The organism is Micromonospora sp. WMMD708 (assembly GCF_049315245.1).
GTDB classification, from domain to species: Bacteria; Actinomycetota; Actinomycetes; order Mycobacteriales; family Micromonosporaceae; genus Micromonospora; species Micromonospora wenchangensis.
On sequence record NZ_CP186060.1, the window covers coordinates 293,210 to 310,676 of the forward strand.

A 17,467-nucleotide genomic window follows, 5' to 3' on the forward strand; every position below is an offset into this window, starting at 1 on the left:
GGGGTTTTGCGCACCAGGAGTTTCGCGCACTACGGTGCACGCATTCGATCACCCTTCGTGCAGAGTCGGAGGCCCCTCGTGGACCGGTACGCCAGGTGGAACGCTCTGCTCGAAATGCTCACCGACAGTGGTCGGGTCAGCGTCGAGGAGGCCGCCGGGCGGCTGGACGTCTCCCAGGCCACCATCCGGCGCGACTTCGACCAGCTCGCCCAGCAGCAGATGATCACCCGGACCCGGGGCGGCGCGGTCGCCAACGGCGTCTCCTACGACCTGCCGCTGCGCTACAAGACGGCCAAGCACTCGGCCGAGAAGCAGCGGATCGGGGCCGCCGCCGCCGCGCTCGTCTCCCCCGGCACCGTGGTCGGCCTCAACGGCGGCACCACCAGCACCGAGGTGGCCCGCGCCCTGGCCGTCCGGCCGGATCTGAACACCAGCGCCGAGGGTGCCCAGCTCACCGTGGTCACCAACGCCCTGAACATCGCCAACGAGCTGCTGGTCCGCTCCCGGATGAAGGTGGTGGTCGCCGGGGGCGTGGTGCGGCCGAAGTCGTTCGAACTGGTCGGGCCGCTGGGCGGGGCGCTGCTGCGCGAGGTGACCCTCGACGTCGCCCTGTTGGGCGTGGACGCGCTCGATCCCCAGTTGGGTGCCGCCGCCCACCACGAAGGCGAGGCGGCGATGAACAACCTGATGGTGGCGCGGGCCAAACGGGTCGTGATCATCGCGGACTCGTCCAAGCTGGGCGGTCACGCGTTCGCCCGGATCTGCCCGGTGGAGCGGGTGGAGACCCTGGTTACCGACTCCGGGGCGGCCCCGGAACTCGTCGATGCGTTCCGCGCCGCCGGAGTGGCCGTCATCTGCGCCTGAGTGACCCGTTGGTACACCGTCGGTAGTAATCGAGCGCCGATGCATACCGGGTATTGCCCTGGCGGGTATACCGAGTATGGTGACCGCTGTCATCAGCCACCATCGGGGGAGGCGCAGCTTGTCGGCTGTCCTGGAGATCGAAGGTCTACGTAAGACGTACAAGAGTCGCCGGCGTGGGGTCCGCAACGCGCTGGACGGCTTCGACATGCGGGTGGAGGCCGGTCAGGTGCACGGCTTCCTCGGCCCCAACGGGTCGGGCAAGACCACCACCCTGCGTACCCTGCTCGGGCTCATCCAGCCCGACGGCGGGCGGATGGCCATCCTCGGCCACGAGGTGCCCGGCGCACTGCCCACCGTCGCCGGTCAGGTCGGCGCGATCGTGGAGAGCCCGCAGTTCTTCCCGCACTTCAGCGCCCGGGACACCCTGTCCCTGCTGGCCGGGGCCGGCGACGTCCCCGCCGTCCGGGTCGACGAGGTGCTCGAACTCGTGGGGCTGCGCGACCGGGCGGGCGAGCGGGTCAAGACGTACTCGCTCGGCATGAAGCAGCGGCTCGCCGTCGCCTCCGCCCTGCTCAAGAACCCCAAGCTGCTGATCCTCGACGAGCCGGCCAACGGCCTCGACCCGGGCGGCATCCGGGAGATGCGCACCCTGATGCGCACCCTCGCCGAATCCGGCATGACCGTGGTGCTCTCCAGCCACATCCTCGGCGAGATCCAGCTCATCTGCGACGAGGTCACCATCATCTCGCTGGGCCGCCGGGTCGCCGCCGGTCCGGTGGAGCAGGTGCTGGCCCAGCACTCGCACGGCGGCGTACGGGTGCGCCTGGACGCCGCCGAGGACCTCGCCGCCGCCGCCGAACTGCTCGGCCGGGCCGGCGTCGCGGTCACCCGCCACCCGGACCACCTGATGCTGGCCGGCGTGGACAAGCCGGCCGCGGTCAGCCGGCTGCTCGCCGAACAACACCTGTACGTCAGCGAACTGGCCCCGGTCTCGGTGGACCTGGAGAGCGTCTTCCTGGAGATCACCGCCACCGCTCCGGTCCCCGGTCAGCACCGGCAGGTCGACCAGTCCGCCAAGATCGGCGAGCCGGGTCACACCGCCGGCACCACGGGAGGGTGGGGCGCATGAGCCTGTACGTCACCGAACTGCGTCGGCTGGCCAAGCGCCGGCTCACCCGGGTCATGCTGATCCTGCTCGTCCTCGGCCTGGCCGGCATCGTCACCGCCTTCACCTTCTCCAGCCACAAGCTCTCGCCGGCCGTGATCGCGCAGGCGCAGGCGGAGTCGGACGCGAACTTCCGGGACGCCGTCCGGGAGTGGGAGCGGTCGATCGCCGAGTGCGACGCGGCCAAGGCCCGCGGCGAGCAGACCGACGAGCGGTACGGCCCGAACTGCGGCCGGGACTGGAAGCCCACCGCCGAGATGTTCGACCCGAAGTGGAACCTGCCCTACCAGTTCGACTTCCGGGCCGAGTTCGGCAACTTCATCGCCATCTTCGCCGGGGCGGTGGCGCTGTTCGGCTTCCTGATCGGCGCCTCGTTCGTGGGCGCCGAGTGGAGCACCGGCGGGATGATGAACCTGCTGCTGTGGCGGCCGAAACGGCTCACCGTGCTCGGCACCAAACTGGCCGCCGTGCTCACCACGCTGACCGGGGTGACCGTGGTCCTCGGGGCGCTGTGGACGCTGGCCTTCTGGCTCATCGCCAGCTTCCGGGGGACCACCGAGAAGGTCACCTCCGGGGTGTGGCAGTCCGCCGGGATCAGCGGCCTTCGGGCGCTGGCGATGATCCTCGCCGCCGGTGCGGTGGCCTTCGCCCTGGCGTCCCTGGGCCGGCACACGGCGATGGCCCTGGGGGTGGCCGTGGGCGCCGGGGTGATCAGTGAGATCGGCATCCGGATCGCCACGACGATCGCCGAGGTCCGCTTCGGTGACCGGTGGGTGCTGTCCACCTACGCGCTCGCCTGGTTCCAGAAGCAGTGGGCGCTCGTCGACTACCGCTCCTGCGAGCTGGTGCAGGGCGAGTGCACGCCCAAGGAGATGCTGGTGACCTGGCAGGACTCGGCACTGGTGTTCGGTATCGGTACCGCCGTGGTGATGGTCGCCGCGTTCTGGATGATGCGCCGGCGGGACATCACCTGATCCGGCTGCCGCCCGGTTCGGGCGGCAGCCGACCGCGACGGGCCCGGGTCGACCACGTGTCGAGCCGGGCCCGTCCGTCGTCCGGAACCGTCGCCCACCCTGGTTAAGCTAGGCTTCCCCGGCCGGTACGCCCGGTCGTCCACCCTGCCGAGGAGCGCCGTGCCGCCGCCCACCGACGCCATGCCGCCCGTGCCCCCCGCCGACCCCCCACCGTCCACCGACGCCCGGTCCACGCCGCCTCCGGTGCCCGCACCCCGACCGGCACCGGAGGGCGACCTGCCGGAGGGCGACCTGCCCGCACCCCGACCGGCCCTGGACGCCGACGTGCCGTCGCCCCGATCCGGGCCGGCGGCCGGCGGCGACGAGTTGACCGAGCGGGAGCGGGCCATCCTCGCCTTCGAACAGCAGTGGTGGCGGCACGCCGGGGCCAAGGAACAGGCCATCCGGGACACCTTCGGGCTGTCCGCGACCCGCTACTACCAGTTGCTCAACGCCCTGCTGGACCGCCCGGCCGCGCTGGCCGCCGAGCCGCTGCTGATCGGCCGGCTGCGCCGGCTGCGCGCCTCCCGCGCCCGCAACCGCCGCCGCTGATCCCTGCCCACGCTGACAGCGGAGCGTGAGATTCCCCGCTCCGACGGCACGACCGGCCGATACCTCCGACCGGACCGCCAGTCACCGGCCAAAGGGGTGGACGACGGCCGGTACGGGCGGCAGACTGCGGCACGTGGCAGGTACGGTACGGCTGGAGCCGGTGGACGAGGCGAACCTGGAATCGTTGCTCTCCGTAGCGGCGGCCGAGGCGGAGCCGATCGACGTCATACCCCCGGTCGACGCCCCCGCCGGTTGGTCGCTGGCCCGCCGGGACGCGTTCCGGGACTTCCACCGGGCCAGCTTCGGCGGGCTGGACGGCCCGACCCGCACCCTGATGTTCGCCGTGTATGCCGGCGGCGAGGTCGTCGGCATGATCCGGATGACCCGCTGCGACGCCCCGGGAGTGGTGGAGACCGGGATGTGGCTCGGCCGGTCGGCCCGGGGTCAGGGCCTCGGCGCGGCGGCCCTGCGGGAACTGCTCAACGCCGCGGCGGCGGCCGGCATGCACTCCGTCGTCGCCGAGACCACCCCGGACAACCTGGGGGCCGTCGCGGTGCTGCGTAACTGCGGCGCCAAGCTCCGCGAGGACGACCACCGGGTGTACGCGGAGATCTCGCTCGACGCGACGCCCCCCGCCGCCGGCTGACCCTCTCGCCGGCCACCGCGCGGGCGGCGTGTCGCCGACGGTCGAGATGCCCGCAGCGAGTGATATGACTACCAGTCATATTTATGCCGCTCAGGCATATCGCTCACCGGCACACCCACCGTCCCCGAGGACACGCCGACCTGCCCGACATGGCCCGCCGCCGCCCGGCGCCGCCGGACCCGCCCCGCTCGGCGCCGCCGGTCCGCAGCACCCCACGGCTGCGCCAGCAGCTCAGCCCGCGTGCTTGTCGGCGTAGGCGGCGAGCCAGGCGACCTGCTCCGGGTCCAGCGAGGGGCGGACGCGGTCCCGGGCGGTGGCGACGTGCGCGGCGGTGACCGTGGCGGCCGACAGCGACTCCCGCATCGCGGCCAGCGCCGCCTCCCGCACCAGCGCCGCGCAGTCCGCCGCCGAGAAACCGGTCAACTCCTCGCCGAGCGCCGCCAGGTCGACGTCCCCGGCGAGTGGCACGGCGCGGGACGCGGCCCGCAGGATCTCCGCGCGGGCCGGGCCGTCCGGCGGCGGCACGTACACCAGCCGTTCCAGCCGGCCGGGGCGCAGCAGGGCCGGGTCGACCAGGTCCGGCCGGTTGGTCGCCCCGACCACCACCACGTTGCGCAGCGCCTCCACCCCGTCCAGCTCGGTCAGCAGGGCGGCCACCACCCGGTCGGTCGTACCGCCGTCGGTGGCCTGGCCGCGCACCGGGGCCAGCGCGTCCATCTCGTCGAGGAAGACAAGCGTCGGCGCGGCCTCGCGGGCCCGGCGGAACAGCTCCCGCACGGCCCGCTCGCTCTCACCGACCCACTTGGACAGCAGCTCGGCACCCTTCACCGACAGCACGTTCGCCCGTCCGGTCCCGGCCAGGGCGGTCACCAGGTAGGTCTTGCCGCACCCGGGCGGCCCGTAGAGCAGCACCCCCCGGGGCGGCTGCACCCCCAGCCGGGCGAAGGTGTCCGGGTAGGTCAGCGGCCAGAGCACCGACTCGGTGAGGGTCTGCTTCACCTCACCGAGGCCGCCGACGTCATCCAGGGTGACCGTCGCCAGCTCCAGCGTGGACGCCGCCATGGTGGTCGGCCGGACCACCTCCAGCGCCGCCGTGAAGTCGGCCATCGCCACTGTCGGCGTCTGCGCCGTCTTCTGCCGCAGCGCCGCCCGCACCCCGGCCTCCCGGACCAGCGCGGCCAGGTCGGCGGCGACGAACCCGGGGGTACGCCCCGCCACCTCGTCGAGCCGGACATCCTCGGCCAGCGGCACCTGCCGGGTCAGCACGGTCAACTGTTCCCGACGCAACGCCGGGTCGGGCAGCGGCACCGAGATCCGCAGCGACAGCAGATCCGGCGCACGCAACCCCGGATCGACCGACTCCGGCCGCGAGGTGGTGCACACCACCGCCGTACCCGACCGGACGGCCCCGGCGAGCACCTGCCGGAACACGGTGGCCAGCGGCCCGGCGTCCTCGGCCGGGGCCAGCGCCTCCACGTCGGTGACCAGCAGCACAGCCGGCCCGCCCGAGGCCAGCTCGGCGACGGTGTCGCGCAGCCGTCGGGCCGCCGCGTCGTTGGTCAACGCGGCGAGTTCCGGCGCCCACAGCGGGCGCACCCGGGCGCCGACCGTCCTGGCCACCGCCCGCACCAGCGCCGACTTGCCCGAGCCGGCCGGCCCGCTGAGCAGCACACCGAGCGAGACCGTGGTGCCCAGCCGCCCCAGCACCTCGCGGTGGTGGAAGCCGAGGTCCAACAGTTCGGTCAGCTCCTCGGCCTGCGCCCGCAGACCGGGCAACTCGTCCACGTGCGGCACGTCGTCGTCGGGAACGGCCTCCCCGGCCTCCCCGATCGGGCCCGTCGCGCTGCCGGCCGGAGCCGTCCCGGTACGGCCGGTCGGCTGCCGCCCGGGGCCGGCCGGGCCGGAGGAACCGTGGGTGACCTGGCCGTGTTCCCAACCGACCACGGTGTCCATGGTGACCAGGCCACCGGTCTGCGGATCGGCGGCGACCACGGTCAGCAGGGTGCTCGTCCAGGCGTACCCGACGGTGTTGGCGAGGCTGCGGCGGGCGGCCTCGACCAGACCGCGTACCGAGGCGTCGGGGAGCACGTCCTGGGGGAGCAGCGAGACGTTGTCGCCCTCGCTGACGACCTTGCCGAGCAGGGCGAGCCGGAGCATCTCCGGGGACACCGCGGCGAGCACCGGCACCGGGCCGGAAAGGGTCACCCGGCGGGCCGGGGTCACCGGGGCGGGACCGACCGTCACCTGCCCGCCGTCGCGCAGCCCGAGATTGCCCAGCGTCAGGTCGTCGGCGTAGAGCAGGGCGGCGCTGGCGGTCGGCTCGGCGGGCGCGACGATCCCGGCGGTGACCCGCCTGCCGGCCAGCCGTACCGGGTCCCCCGGGCGCAGGGCCAGGGCGGTGAGCACCTCCGGGTGCAGCCGGACGATGCCACGTCGGGCGTCCAGCGCGGCCGGGCGCAGGCTGGCGGTCAGGGTCAGATCCGGTGCGGGCATCGCCCGACAGTAGCCGCCCGCCGCCGCCGACGCCCGTGGTCGTCCGGTACGACCGCCCAGGCCAGCGCCCGGTCGGCCCGGACGCGGGGTGCCGTGCCCGGGCGTACCGTCAGGTGTCGTTGTCGAGCAGCGTCGGGTCCCGCCGGATCATCTCGGCGAGCCGGGCCGCCGGATCGGCACCCGGCATCTCCCGGGCCGGGGTCCACGCCGGTGGCGTCCGGTCGGCCAGCGGCCAGGCCGGCGGCGGGGTGGCCGACGGGTCGACACCCGCCCGCGCCACGACGTCGGACCGCTCGTTGCGTACCCCGTTCTCCGGTCGCTCGGTGCGTGCCCCGACGCCCGGCCGCTCGTTGCGGGCCACGGGCTGCGCCTGCTCGATCCGTAGCGGATACGTACGTCCGGCGTACTCGACGTGCAGCACCACGGTCAGGCCGGGGCGGGCGGCCACCACGCGGCGGACGGCCTCGGCCACCTCCTCCACCGGGTCAACGTCGGGGGCGGGCGCCGGCCCGGCCCACCCGGGCCCGGTCCGGGCCAGTTCACCGGTCGCCGGTGTGGCGGGTCCCGGCCCGGGGTGGGCCGGGGCGGTGGGCGGGTGGCCGGTGGCCCCGAAGGCCAGGGTCGGTCCCCCGTCGTCGGTCTCCGGATCGACCGACCGGCGGCGGCGGGCCTCCTCACGGCGGGCCAACCGGGCCAGTGTCTCGTCCAGACCACCCCTCATCACGTCCCCCTCTCCGATGGAAACGACCGGGCGTCGGTTCGGTCAGGCGCCCTTCTCCCGCACCGCCCGGTCCAGCGCCCGGTCCAGGACGACCAGCAGGGCATCCCGCACCGACAGCCGTTCCCGGGCGTCGAACTGCACCAGCGGCACGTGGTCACCGATCGCCAGCGCCCACCGGATCGCCCCCAGCTCGTGGGTCAGCCGGCCGTCGAAGGTGTTCACCCCGACCACGAAGGGCAGGCCGGCCCGCTCGAAGAAGTCGACCGCCGGGTAGCAGTCGTCCAGCCGGGAGCTGTCCACCACCACCAACGCGCCGAGCGCGCCCCGCGCCAGGTCGTCCCACATGAAACCGAACCGGTCCTGGCCGGGCGTGCCGAACAGGTAGAGCTTCAGGCTCCGGTCGATGGTCACGCAGCCGAAGTCCATCGCCACCGTGGTGGTGGTCTTCCCGCTGCGCGCCCCCGGGTCGTCCACCCCGATCCCGGCGCTGGTCATCTCGGCCTCGGTGGTCAGCGGGGCGATCTCGGAGATGGCACCGACCGTGGTCGTCTTGCCCACCCCGAAGCCTCCGGCGATGAGCAGCTTGACCGGGATCGGCGGGGCGGCCGGCGGGCCGCCGCGGGTGTCCGTCGGCGGTGTCGACGCCGCCGGGGGCCGGTACGGCAGTGGCGCGCCCGGGTGCTGCGGTGCCGTCGGAGGGCCACCCACGGGCTGTCCGTAGCGGGCGGAGGCACTGTTCGCGGCGAGCCCGCCGAGCGGGGCGACCGGCCATTCAGGAGATCGCACGGAGTCCATCAATCACTCGCAGGATGAGATCGGGGTCAAATGCGTCGTCGACGGCGCCGACGTGCACGTCGAGATGGCCGGCGGCCCGCAGGTCACCGACCAGCACCCGGGTCACGCCGAGCTGCAGCCGCATCCGGGCGGAGATCTCCGCCACCGAGATCGGCTCACCGCACAGGGCGACGATCGCCTGCAACTCGGGGGCCAGCAGGGCCGCCACGGCGGCCGCCCGGCCGGGTCCGGTCCGGGCGGTGACCTGGGTCTCCAGCCCGATCGCCGGGTCCGCGCCGGCCACCCGCCCGGCGGTCAGCACGAACGGGCGGGGGCTGGCCGGGCGGTCGGCCTCCGGCTCGGAGACGGGCGTGGGCGTCACGTCGCCCACCGGGCTCCGCAGGTAGGGGCGGACCCGGACCATCGGTTCGGGTTCCGGTTCCTCGCCAGCGGCGTCCCGGGTCATTGCTGAACGGCGTTCTTCAGCTCGGCGATGAGTCTCGGTGTCAGTGCGCCGCCGGCCCGGCCGGCGAAGAGGGTCATCTCGTACGCGACGGTGCCCAGGTTGGCCGACCGGTCGGCGATCACGCCGAGCACGGAACCGCTGCTGATCGCCGTGATCAGCAGGTAGCCGTCGGCCATGTCCACGATCACCCGGTTGAGCCCGCCGAGGGCGTACCAGCTGGCGGCACCTCCGGCCAGGCTGGTCATGCCGGAGACGACGGCGGCGAGACGTTCCGCGTTGGACCGGTCCTTGATCGACGACATTGCCATCAGCAGCCCGTCGGAGGAGACCGCGATGGCCTCCAGGACGCCGGCGGTGCTGGAGGTGAACGAGTCCAACAGCCAGTTGAACGTGCGCGCCTCCGGGCTGAGGTCCCCGGCCGGGTGGTTCTGGTAGTCGACGTTCTCGTGTACGTGCGGGCTGGTCACCGTGTCGTTCCTTCTTCAGTGCGGTGGTCGGTGCGGACTTCGCGCAGAGCGCGGGCGACGCCCGTCTCGAACGCGTTGATGAGATCGCGGACCTCGCCCGGATCTCCCGGATTCTGGATCGGTGCTTGCCGGGGCGGTGAGACGGTCAGGTTGGCGCCCGGGATCCGCCGGGTGAGCCGGGGCACCGCCGGTGCGGTGGAGGGCTGGGCGGCGGTGGGTCGGGTAGCGGTGGGTTGGACGGCAGCGGGCTGGGCGGCAGCGGGCTGGGCGGCGACGGGTCGGGCGGCTACGGACGCGGCGGCCGGCCCGGCCTGTTCGGCCCGGTGCACCCCGGACTGGAACTGCTCGACCAGGGCCCGCGCGGCCTCCGGGTCGGCCCGGCTGCCGTCCACCGGCCCGACGACCGGTGCGGTGCGGGGCAGGCTCGCGCCGGGGACCCGCTGCCGGATGCCCGGCAGCGGGGCCGGCCGGTCCGTCGTGGGCGTCGTGGCCTGCCCCACGGTGGGGAGCAGGACGGCCTGCGGGACCGCCGGGTGGGGCGCGTCCGCCACCGGGGCCACCGTGGCGGTGCCCCGGACCGGCAGCACCGTCGTGGCACCGGCCGGGCCGTCGCCGGTGGGATGGGCCGCCGCGTCCGGGTCGGTCCCGGGGGCGCGGGCCGACTCCGGGTCGGCCGGCGCGGTGCCGAACGCGTCCCACGGGCCGGTGGCCGCCATGCTCCTGGTCGCCTTACTGAGCAGCGTGGGGTCGAACCCGGGCAGCGCCGTGGCGTCGACCACCGGCCGGGCCGACGCCACGTCGACCGTCGGCCGGGCGGGACCGGCGTCGAGCACGACCGGCGTACGGCCGGCCCGCAGGGGGACGTCGGTGCCGGGCCCGGTCGCCGGGCCGGTCGGTCCGGGTCGTTCCCGCGTCGGCAGTCCGGCCGGCGGGGTCGTCACGGGGCGGTCCCGCGACGGCAGTGCGACCCGGCTGACGGGTTCCCCACCACGCCCGGTCGCGGGGCGGGCCAGGGCGGAGCCGGGGAGCACCAGGCTGGCGGTCACCCCGCCGCCCGGGGTGGCGGCGAGTTCCACCGTCCAGCCGTGCCGGCGGGCGAGCCGACCCACCACGAACAGTCCCAGCACCTCGGACGGGGCCAGGTCCAGCCGCTCCCGGCGGGTGAACCGGGCGTTTTCCTCGGCGAGCCGTTGCTCGCTCATCCCGATGCCCTGGTCGATGACGGCCAACCGGGCGCCGTCGTCGGTCGTCTCGGCGGTGACCACGACCCGGGTGTGCGGCGGGGAGAACACGGTGGCGTTCTCCATCAGCTCGGCCAGCGTCAGCACCAGGTCACCGATGATCGCCGGTGCGGCGACCACCTCCGGCGGGACCTGCACGTCCACCCGGGTGTAGTCCTCGATCTCACCGAGGGCCAACCGGACCACGTCGGCGACCGGGACCGGTGCGACGTGCGCGTCGTCGCCGGTCGCGCCCGAGAGCACCACCAGGCTGCCCGCGTTGCGGCGCAACCGGCTGGAGATGTGGTCGAGCCGGTACAGGTGCTCCAGCCGTCCCGGCTCGGTCTCCTGCTGCTCCAGCCGGTCGATCAGGGCGATCTGCCGGCCGACCAGGTTCTGGGTACGCCGCCCGACGTGGCCGAACATCTGGGCCACGTTGCGTCGGCTCGCCACCTGCCGTTCCACCAGCCGGGCGGCGGTGTTCTGCACGCGTTCGAAGGCGCGGGCCAGATCGCCGATCTCGTCCCGGGCACCCACGTCGACCGGGTCGAGGCGTACCGGTGGGGTGGTTTCGGACTCGTCGTCGGCGACCCGGACCAGTTCGGACTCGGCGACCCGGGCGACCCGGTCGGCGGAGCGGGTGAGCCGGGTGAGCGGTCGGGCCACCGCCCGGCCGACCGCCATGGTGAGCAGGATGACCGCGATCAGGATGGTCACGGTCAGCAGGGTCACCCAGTACGCCCCGGCGAGTGCCACCTGCCGGTCGGCACTCACCTCGGCGGTGACGTCGGCGGCCAGCTTCTTCTCGACGAACTGGCCGAGCGTGATCATCGAGGAGACGGTGGGGAAGAGGGTCGTCACGTCCAGCGCGCCGATGGCGGTGGCCGGGTCGACGGCGCTCTGGTCGATGAAGTTCGGCCCGGTGCGGTTGGCGACCGCGACCTCCTCCAGGGTGAGCAGGTCGAGCTGCTCGGGGGTGACCAGGGCCTGGAGCCGGGCGCTCTCATCGGACAGGACGGCGAAGTTCGCCACGTAGGCGGTGACGGTCTGGGCGTTGGGCCGGGCGGCGACCAGCACGATCAGGGTGGCGCCGGCGCTGAGGCTCTCGCCGGTGCGCAGCAGGCCGTCCAGGGCCAGTACCTGCCGTCCGGCCGGGGTGCGGGTGTCCGCGTTGAGCCGTAGCCGCAGCGAGTCGATCAGGGCGGTGTTCACCGGCCCGTACCCGGCCATGAGCTGGTCGGGGCCGGTCTGCCCGGCGACCGCCGCCGTCCGCAGGGCGGCGAGCTGGCGTACCCCGTCGAGGGCGGTGTCGACCTCGCCGGGCAGGTCGTCGCCGAGGTCGGTGCGCAGGTCGGCGATCCGGTCGTCCACCTCGGCGATCTTCTGCACCAGGTCGGTGCGTTGCACCTGCCCGAGCAGCAGGCCGACGGCGAGCAGGCGTTCCTGTTGGAGGTGTTGCAGGATCGTGCCGACCCGGCTGGCGACCCGGACCCGGTCGGCGATGTCGCCGGCCCGCTGGGCCGCGGAGGCCCGCTCCCAGACCACCGGCACCGTGAGCCCGGCCATGCAGAGCAGGGGGACCATCACCAGCAGGGCGAGCTTGCCCCGGATGCGCAGCCTACCGAGCAGCATCGAAGGGCCTCCACCGGTCGGGTCCGGTGCCCCGGCCGGCCGGCTGGAGCACCGGACCGGTGGGCAGGCGGCCGGGCGGCGTCGGCGGCTCCCACGGGGCGGGTTTTCCGCCCGCGTCGGCCGGCTCGACCGCCGGGGTGCCCCGGCCGGTCGGGCGCTCACCGCGACGGGTCAGCCAACCGCTCGCGCCGAGCGCCACCAGCAGCAGCCCGGCCACCCCACCGGCGGCGAGGATCAGCAGGGCGTCGCGGTCGAGCTGGTCGATGCGCTGCCGCAGCAGCCGGTCGATCTCGTCGAGCAGGACCGGCTGGAGTTCCCGGGCGGCGGTCTGCGCCTGGGTCCGGGCGGCGGCGAGTTTCGCCACGTCCAGTTCCTGGTTGCGGCCCCGGGGCTGGGAGAGCGCCCCGAGGGCCTCGACGGCCCGCTGGTAGTTGTCGAACGGGGTGAGCACCCCGGCACCGATGTCGGCGCTCTCCGAGGTGTCGACCACCGTCTGGAGGTCGTTGACCAGGTCACCGGCCGGTTGCAGGGCGGCGAACCGGAGGGTGGCCAGTTCACCCACGGTGCGGGCCTGGTCGGCGGCGGGGCGTCGCTGCGCCAGCACGGCCAGGTCGACGAGGCGTCCGGCGGCGACCGTCGCCTCCGGCATCTCCTCGCCGACGCCGTCCTGCAGGAAGTACGAGTCGGAGCCGGGGTCGCGGATCAGGCCGGAGGTTTCGCGGATCTTGCTGTGCAGGGCCAGCAGCAGGTCGGTGACCTCGCCGTACGCGGTGAAGGCGGTTTCCGGGTCGGTGAGCGACCGGCTGGGCAGGCCCTCCAGTTTCGCGCGCAGGCCGGCCCACCGTTCGGTGCTGCGCAGTTCACCGCCGACCCGGGCGTCGACCGCCGCGGCCTCCTCCACCGCCCGGTCCAGGGCGTCGCGGGGCACCGGCCGGCCGGCCACGGCGGCGGTCTGCGCGTCGACCAGGGCGGTGGTGACCGGGCCGAGGGCGCGCAGGTACTCGACGCCGAGCCGTTCCCGTTCGGCCAGCTCGCGGTCGGCGTCCACGAGCCGGTGGCCCTGTACGACGAGGAACGCCACCGGCAGCAGCAGCGCGGTGGCGAGTAGCAGCGGCAACAGGCGGCCCGGTGTCCTGGGCCGTCGACGGACCCGCGAGGCGGGAACGGTCATGGTTGTCTCCTCCGGCGGCGGCGCAGGGGGTCGGGGATGGCGTGACAGTTCGGTCCCGTGCGTCGGACCGAGAACCTAATCGACGGGCGATCCCTGGCCGGAGGTCTACGCGGGTCAGTTTTGCGTCACTTCGAGTGATGTGACGCAAGATTCACCTCCTCGTGACGCTGCGTACTGTTGTCACGGTGACATGCTCGTTTCCATAGCGATATCGCGCCTTACGCGTGAATTCACGTAATCCGAATTCGTTCTGCGTGAACGCCGGGTGACCTTGTGCGGTTTCCGCTGTCCGACCGACGATCGGCTGCCCAGGACGGACGTACGGCGGATCTCAGCCAACGCTCAGGTTCCGGGCCGTACCGTGAGCCGAATGAAATCGCCGTTGTCGGCCACGCGGCTTCGCCGTGCCCTGCCCACCGGTCGTCGCGCGGTCGCCGCGTCGGTGGTCGTCGTCCTGCTGGCGGCGGTCGTCGGCTGGGCGGTCTGGCCGGACCGGCCGGACTTCCGCACCGAGTCGAGCATGCTCACCGTGCGCTCCGGGCCGGCCGGCGACGAGCCCGTCGACCTGGACACCACGTTCTACCTGCCGAAGGGCGCGTCGGCCGACCGGAAGGTCCCGGCCGTGCTGCTGGCGCACGGCTTCGGCGGTACGAAGGACTCCGTCCGCGCCGACGCCGAGGACCTGGTGGGCCAGGGCTACGCGGTGCTGACCTGGACCGCGCGGGGCTTCGGCCGCAGCGGCGGGCAGATCCACCTGGACAGCCCCGACTACGAGGTGCGCGACGCCCAGCGGCTGCTGGACTGGCTGGCGGCCCGCCCCGACGTGCGTACCGACGCCGCCGGTGACCCCCGGGTCGGGGTGGTCGGCGGCTCGTACGGCGGCGGCCTGGCGCTGCTGCTGGCCGCCCAGGACCCCCGGGTCGACGCGATCGTCCCCATGATCACCTGGAACGACCTGTCCCGCGCCTTCCTGCCGGAGAGCACCGGCAGACCGGCCACCGAGGGCGTGTTCAAGAAGGGCTGGGCCGGCATCTTCTTCGGCGGCGGCGGCAGTGCCGGCTCCGGACCGGCCGGGCTGTCCGGTAACACCGCCGCCGCCCAGCCGGAGGGGGCACCCGCGTCGGCCGGTGCGCCCAGCCCGCAGCCGGGCGACGGGCCGGGTACCCGGTCGCCGCGCGCCCCGGGAGCCGCCGCCGACCCGTCCTGCGGCCGGTTCGCCGCCGACGTCTGCGCCGCGTACCTGCGGATCGCCACCACCGGGCGGGCCGACCAGGCGGCGGTGGACCTGCTGCGGCGCTCCTCCCCGGCCGACGTGCTGGGCCGGATCAAGGCCCCCGCCCTGCTGGTGCAGGGCGAGGCGGACACCCTCTTCCCGCTCACCGAGGCGGACGCCAACGCGCGCGGCATCGCCGCCGCCGGCACCCCCGTGCGGGTGGCCTGGTTCACCGGCGGCCACGACGGCGGCGCCGGGCCGACAAGTGACTCCGACCGGGTGAAGTACCTGACCGTGCAGTGGCTCGACCACTACGTCAAGGGCACCGGCGCGGCCCCCGGCGACGACTTCACGTTCTCCCGGATCGCCGGCTTCGACGCCCTCGACCGGGGACTCGTCGCCACCGGGTACCGCACCGCCGACTATCCCGGGGTGACCGGGGACGCCCGGCGCGAGGTGCCGGTCGCCGGGCCGGCCCAGCCGGTCGCCAACCCGCCCAACGGCAACCCGGCGGCGATCTCGGCGATCCCGTTCGCCGGGTCGCTCGGCTCCCTGCTCGACGGGGTGGCCGGCGACGTGCCCGGCCAGCACGCCCGGTTCGAGTCGACGCCGCTGGCCGAGGCGGTGGACGTGGTGGGTGCGCCCACCGTCACCGTCCGGGCCGCGTCGGCGACCGGCGAGGCGGTGCTGTTCGCCAAGCTCTACGACGTCGACCCGGCCGGCGCGGCGACGCTGCCCGACGGGCTGGTCGCCCCGATCCGGTTGACCGGGCTGCCGGCATCGATCGACGCCGCGCAGCCGGTCCAGGTCACCCTGCCGGCGATCGTCCGCCGGGTCGAGGCCGGGCACCGGCTGCGGGTGGTGCTGGCCACCGCCGACCAGGCGTACACCACGCCGACCGCGCCGGCCGTCTACACGGTGGCGGTGGACGGGGCGGTGAGCCTGCCGACGGTCACCGCCACGCCGATCCCGACCACCGCGACGGTGTGGCGCTGGGTGCTGGTCGGCCTGCTGGCCGCGATCCTGGTGGGGCTCGTCGTGGTCGTCACCGTGGTCCGCCGCCGGCACCGCCGCCAGGACGACTCCGTCCACCCCGGGTACGCGGGCATCCCGCTCGCCGTCCGCGACCTGCGCAAGGAGTACGCGGACGGGTTCGTCGCGGTGTCCCGGGTGGACTTCGAGGTGCACCCCGGCCAGGTGATGGGGCTGCTCGGCCCGAACGGCGCGGGCAAGACCACCACCCTGCGGGTGCTGATGGGGCTGACCCAGCCGACCGCCGGGGAGATCTACGTCTTCGGGCACCGGCTGGTGCCCGGTTCGCCGGTGCTGTCGCGGATCGGCGCGCTGGTGGAGGGGCCCGGTTTCCTGCCGCACCTGTCCGGCCTGGACAACCTGAAGGCGTACTGGCGGGCCACCGGGCGGCCGTGGGCCGACGCGCACTTCGACGAGGCGTTGGAGATCGCCGGCCTGGGCGACTCGGTGCACCGGCGGACCAAGAACTACAGCCACGGCATGCGGCAGCGGCTGGCCATCGCGCAGGCCATGCTGGGCCTGCCGGAGCTGCTGGTGCTCGACGAGCCGACCGACGGGCTCGACCCGCCGCAGATCGCCGAGATGCGCCGGGTGCTCCAGCGGTACGCCACCGACGGCCGGGCGGTGCTGGTCTCCAGTCACCTGCTGGCCGAGGTGGAGCAGACCTGCACGCACGCGGTGGTGGTCAACAAGGGCCGGATCGTCGCGTCCGGCCCGGTGGAGGAGATCGTCGGCGAGTCGCCGAGCACCCTGTTCGAGGTGACCGACCAGGCCGCCGCGCGGGCGGTGCTGAGCCGCCTCGACGCGGTGCAGGTGCTGACCGCCGACGACGCCGGTGGGCTGGTGGTGGACACCAACGGGACGGCCCGCAGCGAGGTGGTGGCCGAGCTGGTCCGGGCCGGGATCGGGGTGGACCGGGTGGTGCCACGGCGTCGCCTGGAGGATGCGTTCCTCGCCCTGGTGGGCGAGAACTCTCGGGGAAGCGGTGACCGGTGATGGCAGGTTCTTCGGTGGGCACGTCGTCGGGCGGCGCGGCTGCGCGTGGCGGGACCGCGACCGGGGCGTCCGGGCCGGGTGGGGCGGCGGCCGGCTACCGGCCGGGGGCGACCCTGCCGTTCGGGGCGGAGTTCCGCCGGCAGGCGTCGCGGCGGCGTACCCAGTTGGCGCTCGGGTTCATGGTGCTGCTGCCATTGATCATCCTGGTGGCGTTCCAGTTCGACTCCGGGGACGACGACGGCGGGGGCGGGGGCGAATTCGCCAGCCTCGCCGACCTGGCCACCTCGGGCGGGCTCAACTTCACCCTCTTCTCGATCCTGGTGTCGGCGTCGTTCCTGCTGGTCGTGGTGGTGGCGCTGTTCTGCGGTGACACGGTCGCCAGCGAGGCGAGCTGGGGCAGCCTGCGTTACCTGTTGGCGGTGCCGGTGCCCCGGGCCCGGCTGCTGACGGTGAAGCTGCTGGTGGCGCTGGCGTACTCGGGGCTGGCCCTGCTGTTGCTGGCCGGTACGGCCCTGCTCGCCGGCACCCTGCGCTACGGCTGGTCACCGCTGACCAGCCAGGTCGCCGCCGAGCTGACCCCGACCGAGGGGCTGGTCCGGCTGCTGGCGGTGCTCGGCTACCTGGCGGTCGTGCTGCTGGTGGTGGCCGGGCTGGCGTTCCTGCTGTCGGTGGTCACCGACGCCGCGCTGGGTGCGGTCGGCGGCGCGGTGCTGCTGTGGATCCTGTCCAGCATCCTGGACCAGATCACCGCGCTGGGGGTGCTGCGCGACTTCCTGCCGACCCACTACAGCAGCGCCTGGCTGGGCCTGCTGTCCACCCCGATGCAGACCGACGACGTGGTCCGGGGCGCGATCTCGGCGGTCAGCTACGCCACCCTGTTCTGGGGCCTGGCCTTCTGGCGCTTCACCCGCAAGGACGTCACGAGCTGACGCCCGGCCCGACCCGCCCGGACGGCTCGCCGTCGCGACGGGGCCGATGTTGCGGTGTCACTGCCGTCGGAAACCGCAACATGGGCCCCGTTGGGTCGATCATGACCGGGGCT

At 74.1% G+C, this 17,467-nt stretch carries 14 protein-coding genes; 7 read left to right on the top strand and 7 right to left on the bottom strand.

Annotation, left to right across the window (positions count from 1 at the left end):
* Positions 1–78: 78 nt before the first annotated feature.
* The 5 genes from ACN260_RS01320 to ACN260_RS01340 all read left to right on the top strand — a co-directional run bounded on the left by ACN260_RS01320 (position 79) and on the right by ACN260_RS01340 (position 4,240).
* Positions 79–864 carry a DeoR/GlpR family DNA-binding transcription regulator gene (locus ACN260_RS01320; protein WP_422756585.1) on the top strand — a complete coding sequence of 262 codons (786 nt, stop codon included), beginning with the start codon at positions 79–81 and terminating at the stop codon, positions 862–864.
* Between the two features lie 118 nt (positions 865–982).
* The gene (locus ACN260_RS01325; RefSeq protein WP_422754379.1) at positions 983–1,993 is read left to right on the top strand and encodes an ABC transporter ATP-binding protein; all 1,011 of its coding nucleotides are present in this window, start codon (positions 983–985) and stop codon (positions 1,991–1,993) included.
* Entirely contained in the window at positions 1,990–3,003 is a 1,014-nt protein-coding gene (locus ACN260_RS01330) for an ABC transporter permease (RefSeq protein WP_422754380.1), read from the top strand. Before ACN260_RS01325 ends, ACN260_RS01330 begins: the two co-directional genes overlap by 4 nt.
* Positions 3,004–3,162: 159 nt before the next feature.
* Positions 3,163–3,594, top strand: a complete 432-nt coding sequence (locus tag ACN260_RS01335; RefSeq protein WP_422754381.1) for a DUF3263 domain-containing protein — start codon at positions 3,163–3,165, stop codon at positions 3,592–3,594.
* Positions 3,595–3,727: 133 nt separating this feature from the next.
* The gene (locus ACN260_RS01340; RefSeq protein ID WP_422754382.1) at positions 3,728–4,240 is read left to right on the top strand and encodes a GNAT family N-acetyltransferase; all 513 of its coding nucleotides are present in this window, start codon (positions 3,728–3,730) and stop codon (positions 4,238–4,240) included.
* Positions 4,241–4,471: 231 nt separating this feature from the next.
* Here ACN260_RS01340 and ACN260_RS01345 read toward each other — a convergent pair whose 3' ends face one another.
* From ACN260_RS01345 to ACN260_RS01375, 7 genes are all read right to left on the bottom strand, one after another.
* Positions 4,472–6,733, bottom strand: a complete 2,262-nt coding sequence (locus ACN260_RS01345; RefSeq protein WP_422754383.1) for an AAA family ATPase — start codon at positions 6,731–6,733, stop codon at positions 4,472–4,474.
* 109 nt (positions 6,734–6,842) lie between these two features.
* Positions 6,843–7,454 carry a hypothetical protein gene (locus ACN260_RS01350; RefSeq protein ID WP_422754384.1) on the bottom strand — a complete coding sequence of 204 codons (612 nt, stop codon included), beginning with the start codon at positions 7,452–7,454 and terminating at the stop codon, positions 6,843–6,845.
* A 42-nt stretch (positions 7,455–7,496) separates the two neighbouring features.
* The gene (locus ACN260_RS01355; protein WP_422754385.1) at positions 7,497–8,249 is read right to left on the bottom strand and encodes a GTP-binding protein; all 753 of its coding nucleotides are present in this window, start codon (positions 8,247–8,249) and stop codon (positions 7,497–7,499) included.
* Positions 8,227–8,694, bottom strand: coding sequence for a DUF742 domain-containing protein (locus ACN260_RS01360; RefSeq protein WP_422754386.1), 468 nt, complete (start codon positions 8,692–8,694; stop codon positions 8,227–8,229). Before ACN260_RS01360 ends, ACN260_RS01355 begins: the two co-directional genes overlap by 23 nt.
* Positions 8,691–9,161, bottom strand: coding sequence for a roadblock/LC7 domain-containing protein (locus ACN260_RS01365; protein ID WP_067305308.1), 471 nt, complete (start codon positions 9,159–9,161; stop codon positions 8,691–8,693). The genes ACN260_RS01360 and ACN260_RS01365 overlap by 4 nt, the downstream gene beginning before the upstream one ends.
* Positions 9,158–12,013, bottom strand: coding sequence for a nitrate- and nitrite sensing domain-containing protein (locus ACN260_RS01370; RefSeq protein WP_422754387.1), 2,856 nt, complete (start codon positions 12,011–12,013; stop codon positions 9,158–9,160). Before ACN260_RS01370 ends, ACN260_RS01365 begins: the two co-directional genes overlap by 4 nt.
* Positions 12,000–13,184, bottom strand: coding sequence for a hypothetical protein (locus ACN260_RS01375; RefSeq protein WP_422754388.1), 1,185 nt, complete (start codon positions 13,182–13,184; stop codon positions 12,000–12,002). Before ACN260_RS01375 ends, ACN260_RS01370 begins: the two co-directional genes overlap by 14 nt.
* Positions 13,185–13,554: 370 nt before the next feature.
* On the opposite strand from ACN260_RS01375, the gene ACN260_RS01380 reads away from it, so the two are divergent.
* A complete protein-coding gene (locus ACN260_RS01380) occupies positions 13,555–16,425 on the top strand; it encodes an alpha/beta fold hydrolase (protein ID WP_422754389.1) in 2,871 nt (956 codons plus the stop codon).
* Entirely contained in the window at positions 16,425–17,354 is a 930-nt protein-coding gene (locus ACN260_RS01385; RefSeq protein WP_422754390.1) for an ABC transporter permease, read from the top strand. Before ACN260_RS01380 ends, ACN260_RS01385 begins: the two co-directional genes overlap by 1 nt.
* Positions 17,355–17,467 lie beyond the last annotated feature (113 nt).